Genomic DNA, 13,788 nt, shown 5'->3' with positions numbered 1-13,788 from the left:
TGATGTCCGTGGCGCTTGCGTCGATAACCTGGAGATGAAAATGAACTCCGTTGAAAACACGGTCGATGCGCCGGTGGACCTGTCGGCGTTTGTGGCGCTGTTTGACGAGGCCGAGGCCTTGATGCTGGCCGGCGATCCAGGCGCGGCCTTTCGGCGGCTGGCTCGGCCGCTGAACGAGCTGGTCGATCCGGTGCGGGACGACCCCGACGTGTTTCCACAGTTGATCCGGACGGCGCGGGATCACGAAGTGTTCAAACTGCTGCAGCAGGACCCCAACACCCGCAGAGCGTTTGACAAGCCACGCGGCTATGCCGGGGATGCCGTCATGCTGGACTACTACTACACGGGTGTGCCGCCCAGCGAGACCAGCGCTTTTGGGCGCAGCGTTTTCGCGACGACCACGCGCTCACCCATGGGACTGAGCGTGGTTCACCGCAAGGCCTTGCTGCGGGCCTATATCGACGATGCGATCGCCCGCAAGCCGGATGCGCGCATCCTGAGCTTGGCCTCGGGGCACTGCCGGGAGCTGGAAGGCTCACTGGTTGAATCGTCGATGTTCAAGGGCGAGTTCATCGCGCTGGACCAGGATCCGCAGTCGTGCGACGAGGTGCGCTGGCGCCAGCACGCGCTGCGCGCGAACTCGCGGGTGCGTGTCGTCGAATCCTCCGTGCGCGCCCTGCTGGGCGGCCGCCACACGGACCTGGGGCCGTTTGACCTGGTGTATTCCGCCGGCCTCTACGACTACCTGGAGCTGGTCGTGGCGCAAAAGCTGACGGCCAGGCTCGGCGCGCTGTGCGCGCCGCAGGGCCGCCTGCTGATCGCCAACTTCGTGCCCGACGGCTACAGCCGCGCGTACATCGAGCTGTTCATGGACTGGCACCTCATCGTGCGCGACGACGCCGCCATGCTGGATCTCGCCCGCCATGCCGGCGCCGGGCGTGTGCGGGTGTTTCGGGACCCGCATGACAACGTGGTGTATGCGCAGTGGGAGCGGGGGTAGTCCTGAGGGCAGTAGGTCGGTTTATTTGGGTGCGGGAATCGGACTTGACACAAGCTAGTTGACTTCTGACTTTGCATCAAATCACTGAAATTTTCTTCAGACCGATTGGGATGGGGAGAGACTCAGAAAATTCGTAGCTTTGCTGGCAATTCTTCCTTTTTTATATCGGCTTTATTCATAAAGGATCAATAACATGAAGCAGTTTGAAAAATGCCGGCACTGTGTCATCTTCGTTTTTCTTGTCTTGTTGTCTGCGTGCGCCCCTCTTATAGGCCCTTACAGTCCAGTCGCCTATCAAAACGCGACGTCGCTTAAGGCAGAAACGCTAGCCTTAATGGATAAGGCAGCTGAGCCATACGACACTCACAAGGGTGAGGTTGATAAACTATTTGTTGAGGCAAATAAGGCTCATGAGTTTGTAAAAGGGATTCCCTCCAATAGTTCCTCTTCTAAACAGTGGCAAATACTTATCAAGCCAGATGGTGATCTTATGGGGAAATTCTTTTACCGCTGGGCAACAAGTAATGCAAGAACTTTGACCAAGACATACATAGATGAGTTTAAATTAATAATCTCCGATGCATATGATGAGATTATTTGTCTGGAAGCCAACAAGAAGGAAGCCACAAAATGTAGTGTCAAAGGAGCGCAGCAATGAGCAAATTCGATGAATTCGTAAATGCAGTCCTGAATGGTGCAAGGGACTTGGCAGTAGTAGTCTTCAATGGCCTTGAAGACAGCGCCAAAGACGATGCAAAAGCATTTCTGGAGAAGTTCGAGGCTGACCTAAAGCGCTGGACCAAGCTTCTTGCGGTCGAGGAAATCACAGAGCGTGACTTCGCAGACCTTGTTCATGCCAAGAAAGCCTTGGCTGAGCTTCATGTATTAACCCGAGCAGGGGTCTCTCTGACGAGACTTGAACGCTTTAGGTCTGGGCTAATTGATTTGGTGATTGATACCGCTTTCAAAGTTTTCCTTTGAGTCGAATGGACCCTAACAAACGCTTCAAGCGCAGTCAGTGGGGTGTTGGAGATCCCACGAGCTGTTTTGTCACACCACCAGCATCAACGCAAAGGAGTAACCGTGTTCCAAGTCATAACCACCCCCGATTCCCTTCACATGCGCCAAGGCGCGGGCACAGGGTTTGACTCCATCGGTTTCATCAAGCAGGCCACCGTACTCACCGCTTTGGCCGTTGACAGCAGCGGCACCTGGCTGCAGGTCAAAGAAGATGGCAAGGGCGGCAAGACCGGTTGGTGCAGTGCCCGCTACGTGGTGCCGGCATCGGCTGTCGATAGCCCGTGGCTGGCTGTTGCCGCCAAAGAAGTTGGCACAAAAGAATATCCCGGCAACAACTACAGCCATCCGCGCATCCAGCAATACTTGGCTACCGTCAACGACCTCAGCGCCCTCGAAAAGCTCCACGACGAAACCGCCTGGTGCAGTTGTTTCATGAACTGGTGCGTCGAACAAACCGGCAGGGTTGGCACGGACTCGGCCTGGGCCAAGTCCTGGGGCAATTGGCGTAAAGCCGCAGCCATCAGCGCCATGCAGACCGGCGACATTGCCGTGTTTGACCGCAGAAGCCCCAAGGGAGGTGGCGGGCATGTGGGCATTGCCATTGCCATCGACACCACCGCAAAAAAAATCTTGCTGCTGGGTGGCAACCAGTCAGACGCCGTGCGCTACGCCTGGTACCCGCTGGACGGCATGCAGCGCGACACCCACTACAACCTACTTTCACTGCGGAGGGCTTGAGCCATGATGGGAAATTGCAAAATGAACAGTAAATGGCTGGCACCGGTTTTGTTGTTTGTGGGCACGGGGTTTGGGCCAGGCCATGCACGAAATTAGTTTTCAAGCGGTCAACGACCGCCCGACGCCCTATCCGCCTGTGGCCGCGCTTGGAAAAAGCGTTGCGCACTTCGCCCGACCTAGCGGCCCGAACTTGCTGAGGCGCACCGATCGGCTGTTTCAATGGGTGGAGTCGCGACGGCAGGCAAATGTCTGGCCCTACGTGCGCTCACTCGACAGTGCCCCCGCAGCGACGGCCGCCATCCGGTACGAAGCGGGCGATCCGGGTGGTGGCATCAACCTGGCGTCGCAGGACTATCTGGGGCTTTCCAGCCACCCGCAGGTGCATGCAGCGGCCATTGAATCCGTCGCGCGGTTTGGCGTGCACAGCGCTGGCTCCGGTGTTCTGCTGGGAAATACGTCGATTTCTCTTGAGCTTGAGCGGTCCATCGCGGAGACGCTTCATGTGCCGCACGCGTTGCTTTTCCCGACCGGTTGGGCTGCGGGGTATGGCGCGGTGGTGGCGCTGGTCCGGCCAGACGACCATATCGTCATGGACGAGCTGGCGCACGCCTGCCTGCAGTCAGGCGCGCAGGCTTCCACCCGAAATGTGGTGCGGGTCAGGCATCTGGACACCGAGGCCTTTCGCGCCGCCATTCAGAGAATTCGCGCGGCCGATGCAAGAAACGGCATTCTGGTCATCACGGAAGGTGTCTTTTCGATGGACGCCGACAGCCCGGACATCCGCAGCTTGCAGGCGATCTGCCGCGAATACGATGCCACCTTGCTGGTTGACATTGCGCATGATTTTGGTGCCCTTGGCCCGGGCGGTACCGGGCAGATCGGGATTCAGGGCATGCTGGGCGAGGTGGATCTTGTCATGGGCAGCTTTTCCAAGACTTTTGCGTCAAACGGCGGATTTGTTGCGGTGCGCACCCCGGAGGTCAAGCAGTTCATGCAAATTTACGCCGGGTCCTGGATGTTCTCGAACGCGCTGTCGCCTGTGCAGGCGGCTACCGTGCTGGAAGCTTTGAGAATCGTGCGTTCACCGGAGGGTGGCATTTTGCGACATCAGCTGCAAGCAGCCAGCCTTGCCATTCGCGATGAATTTGGCAGGGGTGGTATTCACTGTTTGGGAGAGCCGACGGCCATCGTGCCAACGCCGGTAGGCGCCGAGGCGATTGGCCGCATTGCCAGCTGGCTGGTTTTTCGCAAAGGTGCGCTGGTCAATCTGGCCGAATTTCCCGTGGTGCCGGTGGGTGCGTCGCGGTTCCGCATTCAGATGATGGCAGCGCACACCGAGGCCCAGGCCCGAACTGGCGCCCGTCTGGTGATGGAGGCGCTGGCCGAGGCGCGGGAGATGGCGGAGCGGCACAGAAGCCATGTCAATTTGGCGCGTGGATCGGAAAGCGTCGCTGACACGCCGGCGTGACAGGCCACACGGAGAACGATTCGGACGAATGTGTCGGCATCCTTTCGTAGCCAGGAACCGGCTCCACGGCGAGGCAGGCCGTGCTGAACGCGCCACCGGGAACGAACGGCGGATGATCGGGCAATCGGCATCAGCGAGGCACGGATGCCAGACCCCTTCGACCAGTCAGACCGCGCGACCATGACCAAGTTGTTCTGGCCATTGGCGATTGGGTTCTTGACCGGTGCTGGCGTGGCCGGCTTTCTGGTCTTTGAGGTGCTGGGCGGGCGGGTGTCGACGGCGCACTCGGTTGTTGCGACCTTGACGGGCGGTTTGCCAGGCGCCCTTGTTGGCTGGGTGTTTGAGGGACGAGAGAAATCGTCATCGAACCCTGATTGAGGCCCGGGTGGGTCTGCAAGGAGAATCAATAATGATAGCTGCTTGTGACCATTCCACGCTGGGATGGGGTAGTTTTTGCTGAACAAATCCCGTTTAAGAGACTTCGCGGGCGCCACGCGAAACCTGCACGACTTCCGGGGCGCCGGCATCGAGCTCAACGATCCTTGGGCGTCGTGAGAAGCCCGAGCGACAGCTTGAATCTGGCCCTCAGGTCCCCGCCACGTAAGGGTTCACCTTGCGTTCCCGCCCGAAGCTGCTTTCCGGCCCATGGCCGGGGATGAACACGGTGTCGTCGCCCATCGGCCACAGGCGCTGCGTGATGCTGGCGATCAGCGTGTCGTGGTCGCCCTGCGGGAAGTCGGTGCGGCCGATCGAGCCGGCAAACAGCACGTCACCGACGAATGCCCGCTTGATCTCGGGCGAGTGAAACACCACATGGCCCGGTGTGTGGCCCGGGGTGTGCCGCACGTTCAGCGTGGCTTGGCCGATGCGCACCGTGTCGCCATCGGCCAGCCAGCGTGTGGGCTTGAAGGCGTCCGCATGCGGAAAGCCGAACATCTTGCCTTGCTGCGCCAGGCCGTCGATCCAGAACTGGTCACCCGGGTGCGGTCCGATGATGGGCAGGTTCAGCTTCTCGGCCAGTTCGGCGGTGCCGCCGGCATGGTCGATGTGGGCGTGGGTGAGCCAGATCTGCTCCAGCGTGAGGCCCAGGCGGGCCACTTCGGCCAGCAGTAGATCGAGGTCGCCCCCCGGGTCGATGATGGCGGCCTTGTGGGTCTCGTCGCACCAGAGGATGGAGCAGTTCTGCTGGAACGGGGTGACGGGGACAGTGAGGTATTTGAGCATGGCAAGAAGATTCAGCTAGACAAGCGGCGGCTGGGTTCGGCGAGCGATTCTGATGCCCGAGACTGTACAGGGATGACGCGCCGGTGCGGGATGGTCCCGTTGACAGGAGCGAATCAATACACTACTGTATTGAAGTGGTCCCGCCGTGGAGCCCGGTGTCTGCAATTCAGGCGGGGCGGTGGTGTGTCGGGGGCCGCGTTTGTGCCCTGGAAGCTTGAAATGACCGACCTTGTCGTGCGCCGCCTGCTGATCGACCTGAATACGCCGTTCCCCGGGCGGTGGAATGGCGGCGATGCGTTTCGGTCGGCCTTCTTCAGTGCCTTGTCCATGAGTTTTCCGGTGGGCGAGCAGTACTTCATCGACTCCGTACGGGCCGGCCTCAAGGCGCTGCCGGAGTCCGAGGGCGGGCGTTTTGCCCGGGAAGTGCAGGGGTTTGTGGGCCAGGAGGCCACCCACCGGCGGCTGCACGGACTGTTCAATGGCCACCTCGAACGGCTGGGCTACCGCAACCAGATCGAACGCCGGGCGCAGCAGCGGCTGAAAGACAACGCCCACCGCGACGTGCGCATCCACGTGGCGGCTACGGCCGCCACCGAACACTTCACCGCCATCTTTGCCGACTGGATGCTGCGCCATCCGGAGGCGCTGGCGGGTGCCGAGCCCCGATTGCAGACCCTGTGGCTGTGGCACAGCGCAGAAGAATCCGAGCACCGAAGCACGGCCTTTGACATCTACCAGGCGCTCAGCGGCGACCACCGCTGGCGCATCCGGGTGTTCCGCTTCATCACCGTGACCTTCCTGGCTGACGTCGCACGCCAGACGGTGCGCAACCTGTGGCATGACGGCAGCCTGTTCCGGTGGAGCACATGGACCAGTGGTGCCCGGCTGCTGTTTGCCAGGGAGGGCATGATTCGCGGCAACGTCGGCTTGTGGCGCGAATACCTTGCCCCCGGTTTTCACCCCAGCCAACATGACGCCAGCCGTTCCCGTCAGTGGCTGCTCGAGAATGCCGCGCAGTTCTCGGTCGTCGGGCATTGAAGGATGACGTTGGCGCTGGCCATCGCCATCCCGCTGCTGGCGGTGTACGGTCTGTTCCTGGTCTGGTACGGGGGCCGTGGCCAGCCCCTGTCGCCAGCCGAAATCGACCAATTCATGAAAGAACTGGGCGCGCACACGACGGACGAGGCGGTGCTGCAGGAACTGCAAACCTTGATTGCCGGTGACGACGGCAAGGAATTCGTGATGCAGAACCTGGTGCGCTACCGCCCCAAGGCGCTGTACCCGCCGGGTTACGACTATGGCGACGATCCCCGGGCAGCGGACCGGCGCTATGGAAAGGCGGTGATCGGCCCCCTGCTACGAAATGGCAGCCTGATCCTGTTCATTGCCAAACGCATCGGAACCTTCATCGAGCCCGAAGGCGCCGATGCCTGGCACTACGTGGCGATGGTTCGCTACCGCAGCCGGCGCGACTTTCTTCGGTTCGCCCTGGAGACCCAGCGAGACGACATCTTTGTTCACAAATGGGCCGCGCTGGAGAAGACCCATGTTTTTCCTGTCAAACCCTTGATCAGCCTGTTCCCGGTGCGATTCATCGCGGCCAGCGCGCTGGCGCTCGTGGGATCGACGCTGTTCCTAGCGCTTCGGTAGATGGTGGCGAGACCTATGACCCTGAAAAAGAAACTTTTGATTGCCTTGGTGGTGGTCGCCGGGGCTGCGGCCGCCCTGTATGCCAACCGTTTGTTGATCCTGCAGTATTCACTGGGCTGGCATACCGACTGGAAGTACCCCCGCGAGCCGAATCACCCGGTTGCCTGGGCGGACGGCCCGGCCACTGCGGACAAGCCAGCGGCGCAGCGCCCACCGAATGTCATCGTCATCCTGGCCGATGACCTGGGGATCAACGACGTCACCACGCACGGCGGGGGCTATGCGGCGCAGGGCGTGCCGACGCCAAACATCGATGCCATCGCCCGTGACGGTGTCCGCTTTGATCAGGGGTACGCGGCTGCGGCGGTGTGTACCGTGTCGCGCGCGGCCTTGCTCACCGGGCGTTATCCCTGGCGCTTTGGGGTGGAGTTCACCCCGACGCCCGGGGCGATGGCGCGGGTCGCCGGTGCGCTGTACGCCGACCCGGAACGTCTGTATCCGGTGATCATTGACCAGGAAAAGGCGAAGGCGGCAAAGGATTTCAACGATCTGGGCATGCCGCCGTCGGAGCAGACGGTTGCCGAGTTGCTCAAGGCGCGCGGCTACCACACGCTGCACATCGGGAAATGGCACCTCGGCAGCACACCGGAGATGCGGCCCAACGGGCAAGGCTTTGACGAGACCCTGTTCATGGAAAGTGGTCTGCACTTGCCCGAGAAAGACCCGCGTGTGGTCAACTCCAAGCAGGACTTCGACCCGATCGACAAATTCCTGTGGCCCAACATGCGCTTTGCGGTCAGCTACAACGCCGGCAAGTGGTTCGAACCGAGCAAATACCTCGCTGACTACTACACCGACGAGGCGGTGAACGCGATCCGGAAGAACAAGAATCGACCTTTCTTCCTGTACCTGGCCCACTGGGGCGTGCACACGCCGATGCAGGCCAGCAAGGAAGACTACGATGCCCTGCCCCAGATCAAGGACCACCGCCAGCGGGTCTATGCCGCGATGATCCGCTCCATCGACCGCAGTGTCGGCCGGGTGATGCAGACACTGCGCGAAGAGGGCCTGGACGAGAACACGCTGGTCATATTCACCAGCGACAACGGCGCGCCGGGCTACATCGGCCTGCCCGAGGTCAACCGCCCTTATCGCGGCTGGAAGCTCACCCAGTTCGAGGGCGGTCTGCGCGTGCCCTTTGTCGCCAGATGGCCAGGGCACATCCAGGCCGGTACGCAATACAAACCGGCAGTGTCAAGCATCGACATCCTGCCGACGGTGGCCGCCGCGGCGGGTGCGGCGGTGCCGGCCGATCGCCCGATCGATGGCGTCAATCTGCTGCCTTACCTGGCCAAGGAGGGCACGGCCCAGGCGCCACGAGCCTTGTTCTGGCGAGATGGCCCGATGCGCACGGTGCAGGAGCAGGGCTGGAAGCTCACGGTCACTGACCGACCGAAGAAAGACTGGCTGTTCAACCTGAACACGGATCCGACCGAAAAGAACAATCTGGCCGCCACAGAACCCGAGAAACTGGCCCAGCTGAAATCGAAGCTGCAGGCTCATCACGCCGGGATGCCGGCGCCCCGGTGGCCCTCGTTCATCGAAATGCCCATCGCCATCGACAAAACCCTGGACCAGAAGATGACGCCGCAGGACGACTACACCTACTGGTACAACTGAGATGTCTGAACTGAAGAACAAGACGGTGGTCATCACCGGTGCCTCGGCCGGCATTGGCGAGGCCCTGGCCCGGGAGTTCGCCGGGCGCGGCTACCACCTGGGCCTGACGGCGCGTCGGTTTGAGCGATTGGAGATCTTGCGCAGTGACATTTTGGGCGGAACCGGCCAGCCGGGCTTGCGCATCGAAATCGCCGAACTGGACGTGGACCAGGACGAGACCGTCGCGCCGGTGTTGCACGAGCTGTTTGCGCGTCTCGGCGGTGTTGACATCGTCGTTGCCAATGCCGGCATCAACCGCTTCACCGGGGTGGGCAAGGGGCAGCTTGCCGATGCCCGTCGGGTGATTCAAACCAATGTGATCGGGGCCATAGCCACGGTGGAGGCGGCGGCAGAACATCTCGTATCGCGGGGCGCCGGCCAGATCGTCGGCATTTCCTCGCTGGCCTCGTTGCAGGCCATGCCCAAGCAGGCGGCCTACTGTGCCAGCAAGGCTGCGTTTTCGATGTACCTCGACGCGGCCCGGCTCGAGCTCAAGCGCAAGAATGTGGCGGTGACCTCCATCCTGCCGGGCTTCGTGGTGACCGACATCATGCCCAAGATCGAGAAGTTTCCCTTCGCCGTCCCGGCGGCTCAGGCCGCGCGCGAAATCGTGACCCTGATCGAGCAGCGCAAGCCGGTGGGCGTCGTGCCCGCCTGGCCGTGGAAATGGCTGCGTCCCTTTTTCGGACATTTCCCCGACAGCCTGTGGAACAAGCTGGCGTGAGGCCGGAGATTCGATCGTGAGCACTTCCTACACGCTGTACGGCTGGCATCTGTCGTATTTCACCGGCAAGGCCCTGTGTTACCTGCGCTACAAGCAGGCGCCGTTCGAGCACAAGGCCGTGGACATGTTCACGCTGATGCGGCGCATCAAGCGCAAGACGGGCGCCGCCGTGATGCCGGTCATGGTCACGCCCGAGGGCGAGTGGATCAACGACACCAGCCGGATCATCGATCACGTTGAAGCCCGCATCGCGGACCGCTCGGTCCATCCGGCCACACCGGTGCAGCGCTTTGCCTCGTACCTGATGGAAGCCTGGGGCGATGAGTGGTGGATCCCGATGGCCATGCACACACGCTGGACCTATCCTGAGAACTATGCCCTGTTCGAGCGTGAAGCCGGCAGCGCCCTGCTGCCTTTCCTGCCGGGCTTCGCTCAACGGCGCGCAGTCAAGGTCGTGGCCGGGAAACTTCGCGGCATGCTGCATTCGGTGGGCGTTCGGCCCGGGCAATTCGCGCTGATGGATGCCTGGATGGGGGACATGCTCGACCTGCTGGACGCCCATTTCGCGCAGCACCGCTTCCTGTTCGGTGAACGTCCCACGCTGGGCGACTTTGGCCTCGTCGGCAGCATGTACGGGCACCTCGGGCGGGACCCCTGGCCGGCGCGCGAACTGGTGGCGCCGCGCCGGCACCTGCGTGCCTGGATCGACCGCATGGCCGAGCCGTCCCACGGTGCGGCGAGCTTGCCTGCTCTGCTGGCGAACGACCAGATCGCGCCCACGCTGGCGCCGGTATTTCAGGCCATTGCCCGGGAGTTCGTCCCGCTGCTCGAAGGCATCAACGCGCAGGTGAAGGCCAAACTGGTGGACTGGCCGGCCGGCAAGACCTTGCCGCGCAGTCTGGCCGATGTGGAGATGCCGATGGGCCAGGGGCTTTTCCGCCGGGCCGCGATTCCCTACACCCTGTGGATGGCGCAGCGTACTCTGGACGCGTACCGCGCCATGAATCCGCTGGAGCAGGCACTGGTGCGCGACTGGCTGGCGTCGGTCGGGGGCGAGCGCCTGTTGGCACTGGACATTCCCCGGCTGCGCCTGCAAGGCGTGCGTGTGGCGGCAGAACTGAAAAGCGCGTCATGAAAGCCGAATAAAGCCAGATCATGAAAGTTCTCAGCCCGACAGATTCCGCCTTCCTGTGGATGGAAACCCGCAACCAGCCCATGCATGTCGCGGGCCTCAACATCTACAGTCCGCCGCCAGGGGCGGGGCCCCATTTCGTCAGCCAGTTGCTGGCCGGCTGGGGTCGGCATCTTTCGGCGCTGCCGCCCTTCAACCAGCGCCCGGTCTTGCGCAGGGGCCTCTGGTACTGGGAGGACGACACGGAGTTTGAGCTGGACTATCACCTGCGCCACCTGGCCCTGCCGCATCCTGGACGCATTCGGGAATTGCTGGCCATGATTTCGCGCTTGCATGGCAACCTGCTGGACCGCAACCGCCCGCTGTGGGAGGCCTACGTCATTGAAGGGCTGCCGCAGGGCCGGTTCGCGACCTACACCAAGATCCATCACGCCCTCGTGGACGGCGTGACGGGGGCCAGGATCATGGCCGAGTCGCTGGCGCGAACGGCCGATGAAGACAAGCCGCCGGTGTGGGCGCAAGTCTATTCCCGCCACCCCACCGTTCGGCGCGAGGCTCCGGCGAAGGGCTTGATCAAGCAGCTTGCCAGTGCCGCCCGCGCGGGGCGCGACATCCTGCCTGGCGTGGCCGGCGGGCTTTGGGATATCGTGCGCGCCGCAGATCCGGACAGCGCATCGGCCCTGCCCTTTCATGCGCCACCCACACCGTTCAATGTCGAGATCTCGGGCTCCCGGCGATTTGCGGCCCAGTCCTATTCGCTGGCGCGCCTGAAGCGCATCGGCGAGGCGGCCGGGGCCACGGTCAATGACGTCACGCTGGCGATTTGCGCGGGTGCCTTGCGCAGGTACCTGGAAGTGCAGAAGGCGCTGCCCCGAAAGCCGCTGATTGCCATGGTGCCGGTCTCGCTGCACGGCGAGACCGACGCCGGCGGAAACCAGGTGTCCCTGCTGCTGGCCAATCTGGCGACGAACCTGCGCGATCCGCTCAAGCGGTTGCAACGCATCGTGCAGTCCACCACCCAGGCCAAGGAGCGCCTGAAGGCGATGCCGCGGCTGCAGAAGATGGCGCACGGCATCACCTCGATCTCGCCCATGGGCGCAGGGATGGTGATGGGCACTTCGAAACAGCGCCCGGGTTTCAATGTTGTGATCTCCAATGTGCCGGGACCGAAACACACCCTGTACCTCAATGGGGCGCGGCTGGACGAGGTCTATCCGGTCTCCATTGCGACGCACTATCTTGCACTGAACATCACGATCAGCGGCTACGGCGACAACCTGGGCTTTGGCTACATTGCCTGCCGGCGATCGGTGCCGGCGTTGCAGCGCATGCTGGACTACACCGATGAGTCGATTCTTGAACTGGAGCGGGCTCTGGCGGACAAGCTGACACCGGCCACGCCAGCGCCTGTCAAAAGAGCCACGCGCAAGCGCGTGATGGCCAGCCGAGCCAGGCCATAAATGTGCATTTCAGAGCCGTTCTGAAGTCATTTTTCAACGCCAGGCGTTAGACACAGACCCCTAAAACCGGCGACCGCGAAGAGCGTGACCGGACGTATGCTTCAAAGGCATCGGTCCTTTGCCGTGCCCAAGCGTTCGGATGAACGCCAACGTCCTCCCATCTTGCCGATCCTGCATTTCTTCAAACACGACACCTGGCTCCGCGCAACAGCGTGATGGCCGATGCACTGGAACCTGACCATGACCGATTCTTACCTCGACTTTGCCAACTCCCCCGTGGGCGCCCGTCTGGCCGACGCCCTCGGCCTGCCCAAGCCCCTGAAGCTGGAGCGCTACAAGCCGGGTCAGCCCGTGATCAAGGGTTCGGTCCTGCTCGGTGGAGCCGGCGACCCGCAGATGCTGGGCGTGCTGGCGCCGATGTTCAAGGCCATGGGCGCACAGACCGTGGCCCATGCCCAGCTGCCGCAATGGATGCCGCTGGCCAACAAGGCGGGCCTGATGACCGGGCGCTGGGGTGTCGATGGCAAGCCCGGCGAGAAGGTCAAGGCGCTGGTGTTCGATGCAACAGGGATGAACGACAGCACCCAATCCGACGCGCTCTACACCTTCTTCCATGATGCGGCGCGCTCGGTGCTGCCCTGCGGTCGCGTCGTCGTCATCGGCCGCCCGCCGGAGGCCTGCGCGAACCCGCGCAAGGCCACGGTGCAGCGGGCGCTGGAAGGGCTGACCCGTTCGCTGGCGAAGGAACTCAAGAAGGCGATCGGCGTGCAGCTGGTCTACGTGGCCGAAGGCGCCGAGGATCAGGTCGAGTCGACGCTGCGGTTCCTGCTGTCGCCGCGCTCGGCCTATGTGTCGGCGCAGGTGATCCGCGTCGGGGCGCCCGTGGGTGATGGCGCCGCGCCGACCGACTGGGCCCAGCCTTTGGCGGGTAAGAAGGTGCTGGTGACCGGCGCATCGCGCGGCATCGGGGCCTCGATTGCCGAAGTCATGGCCCGTGAAGGCGCCACCGTGATCTGCCTGGACGTGCCGCAGGCGCAGGCGGGTCTGGATGAGGTCGCCGCGAAAGTGAAAGGCAGGGCGCTGGCGCTGGACATCGGGGCCGCCGAGGCGCCCCAGGCGCTGGTCGATGCGGCCCTGGCCGATGGCGGCTGGGACGTGGTGGTGCACAACGCCGGCATCACGCGCGACAAGACCATTGCCAACATGAAAGAACATTTCTGGCAGATGGTGGTCAACGTCAACCTCTCCACTCAGGAGCGCATCAACGACGCACTGGTGGCGTCCGGCGCCTTGAAGGCTGGTGGGCGCATCGTCTGCGTGTCGTCGATATCCGGCATTGCGGGCAACATGGGGCAGACCAACTACGCCTTTTCAAAGGCCGGAGTGGTGGGCATGGTGCAGAGTCATGCGCCGGTGTATGCGGCGAAGGGCATCACCATCAATGCCGTGGCGCCAGGTTTCATCGAGACGCAGATGACCGCCGCGGTGCCTTTCGCCATTCGCGAAGCCGGGCGCCGCATGAACTCGATGAGCCAGGGGGGATTGCCGGTGGACGTGGCCGAAGCCATTGGCTGGTTTGCATCGCCCGCATCCGCTGGCATCACGGGCAACGTGGTGCGCGTCTGCGGCCAAAGCATCATGGGGGCGTGATGG

At 62.7% G+C, this 13,788-nt stretch carries 14 protein-coding genes; 13 read left to right on the top strand and 1 reads right to left on the bottom strand.

Going from position 1 to position 13,788, the window contains the following annotated elements; translation table 11 throughout:
* Positions 1-40: 40 nt before the first annotated feature.
* From ACMUOY_RS13075 to ACMUOY_RS13050, 6 genes are all read left to right on the top strand, one after another.
* Entirely contained in the window at positions 41-1,000 is a 960-nt protein-coding gene (locus tag ACMUOY_RS13075) for a class I SAM-dependent methyltransferase (protein WP_413893163.1), read from the top strand.
* Between the two features lie 193 nt (positions 1,001-1,193).
* Positions 1,194-1,658 carry a hypothetical protein gene (locus tag ACMUOY_RS13070; RefSeq protein WP_413893162.1) on the top strand — a complete coding sequence of 155 codons (465 nt, stop codon included), beginning with the start codon at positions 1,194-1,196 and terminating at the stop codon, positions 1,656-1,658.
* Positions 1,655-1,981 (top strand): hypothetical protein, encoded by a 327-nt coding sequence (locus tag ACMUOY_RS13065; protein ID WP_413893161.1) that lies wholly within the window; start codon positions 1,655-1,657, stop codon positions 1,979-1,981. The genes ACMUOY_RS13070 and ACMUOY_RS13065 overlap by 4 nt, the downstream gene beginning before the upstream one ends.
* A 138-nt stretch (positions 1,982-2,119) precedes the next feature.
* Positions 2,120-2,758 carry a TIGR02594 family protein gene (locus ACMUOY_RS13060; RefSeq protein ID WP_413893160.1) on the top strand — a complete coding sequence of 213 codons (639 nt, stop codon included), beginning with the start codon at positions 2,120-2,122 and terminating at the stop codon, positions 2,756-2,758.
* A gap of 82 nt (positions 2,759-2,840) precedes the next feature.
* Positions 2,841-4,226 carry an aminotransferase class I/II-fold pyridoxal phosphate-dependent enzyme gene (locus tag ACMUOY_RS13055; protein ID WP_413893159.1) on the top strand — a complete coding sequence of 462 codons (1,386 nt, stop codon included), beginning with the start codon at positions 2,841-2,843 and terminating at the stop codon, positions 4,224-4,226.
* Between the two features lie 180 nt (positions 4,227-4,406).
* Positions 4,407-4,604: a hypothetical protein gene (locus ACMUOY_RS13050; RefSeq protein ID WP_413893158.1), complete on the top strand. Its 198-nt coding sequence runs from the start codon at positions 4,407-4,409 to the stop codon at positions 4,602-4,604.
* A 207-nt stretch (positions 4,605-4,811) separates the two neighbouring features.
* Here the strand turns inward: ACMUOY_RS13050 and ACMUOY_RS13045 are convergent, their stop codons facing one another.
* Entirely contained in the window at positions 4,812-5,450 is a 639-nt protein-coding gene (locus tag ACMUOY_RS13045) for an MBL fold metallo-hydrolase (RefSeq protein ID WP_413893157.1), read from the bottom strand.
* Between the two features lie 219 nt (positions 5,451-5,669).
* Between ACMUOY_RS13045 and ACMUOY_RS13040 the strand changes: the two genes are divergently transcribed.
* The 7 genes from ACMUOY_RS13040 to ACMUOY_RS13010 all read left to right on the top strand — a co-directional run bounded on the left by ACMUOY_RS13040 (position 5,670) and on the right by ACMUOY_RS13010 (position 13,785).
* Positions 5,670-6,488 carry a metal-dependent hydrolase gene (locus tag ACMUOY_RS13040; protein WP_413893156.1) on the top strand — a complete coding sequence of 273 codons (819 nt, stop codon included), beginning with the start codon at positions 5,670-5,672 and terminating at the stop codon, positions 6,486-6,488.
* A gap of 3 nt (positions 6,489-6,491) precedes the next feature.
* Positions 6,492-7,100 (top strand): hypothetical protein, encoded by a 609-nt coding sequence (locus ACMUOY_RS13035; protein WP_413893155.1) that lies wholly within the window; start codon positions 6,492-6,494, stop codon positions 7,098-7,100.
* A 15-nt stretch (positions 7,101-7,115) separates the two neighbouring features.
* Positions 7,116-8,780, top strand: coding sequence for a sulfatase-like hydrolase/transferase (locus ACMUOY_RS13030; protein WP_413893154.1), 1,665 nt, complete (start codon positions 7,116-7,118; stop codon positions 8,778-8,780).
* A 1-nt stretch (position 8,781) separates the two neighbouring features.
* Entirely contained in the window at positions 8,782-9,543 is a 762-nt protein-coding gene (locus tag ACMUOY_RS13025) for an SDR family NAD(P)-dependent oxidoreductase (protein ID WP_413893153.1), read from the top strand.
* Between the two features lie 16 nt (positions 9,544-9,559).
* Positions 9,560-10,678 carry a glutathione S-transferase family protein gene (locus ACMUOY_RS13020; protein WP_413893152.1) on the top strand — a complete coding sequence of 373 codons (1,119 nt, stop codon included), beginning with the start codon at positions 9,560-9,562 and terminating at the stop codon, positions 10,676-10,678.
* Between the two features lie 20 nt (positions 10,679-10,698).
* Positions 10,699-12,135: a WS/DGAT/MGAT family O-acyltransferase gene (locus ACMUOY_RS13015; RefSeq protein ID WP_413893151.1), complete on the top strand. Its 1,437-nt coding sequence runs from the start codon at positions 10,699-10,701 to the stop codon at positions 12,133-12,135.
* 240 nt (positions 12,136-12,375) lie between these two features.
* Entirely contained in the window at positions 12,376-13,785 is a 1,410-nt protein-coding gene (locus ACMUOY_RS13010) for a 3-oxoacyl-ACP reductase (RefSeq protein WP_413893150.1), read from the top strand.
* The last annotated feature ends 3 nt before the right edge of the window (positions 13,786-13,788 follow it).

The sequence above is a fragment of the Candidatus Skiveiella danica genome, assembly GCF_022705245.1.
Classification (GTDB): Bacteria; Pseudomonadota; Gammaproteobacteria; order Burkholderiales; family Burkholderiaceae_C; genus Skiveiella; species Skiveiella danica.
The sequence above is the reverse complement of the archived record's forward strand: the minus strand, read 5'-3'. Positions and strand labels throughout refer to the sequence as shown.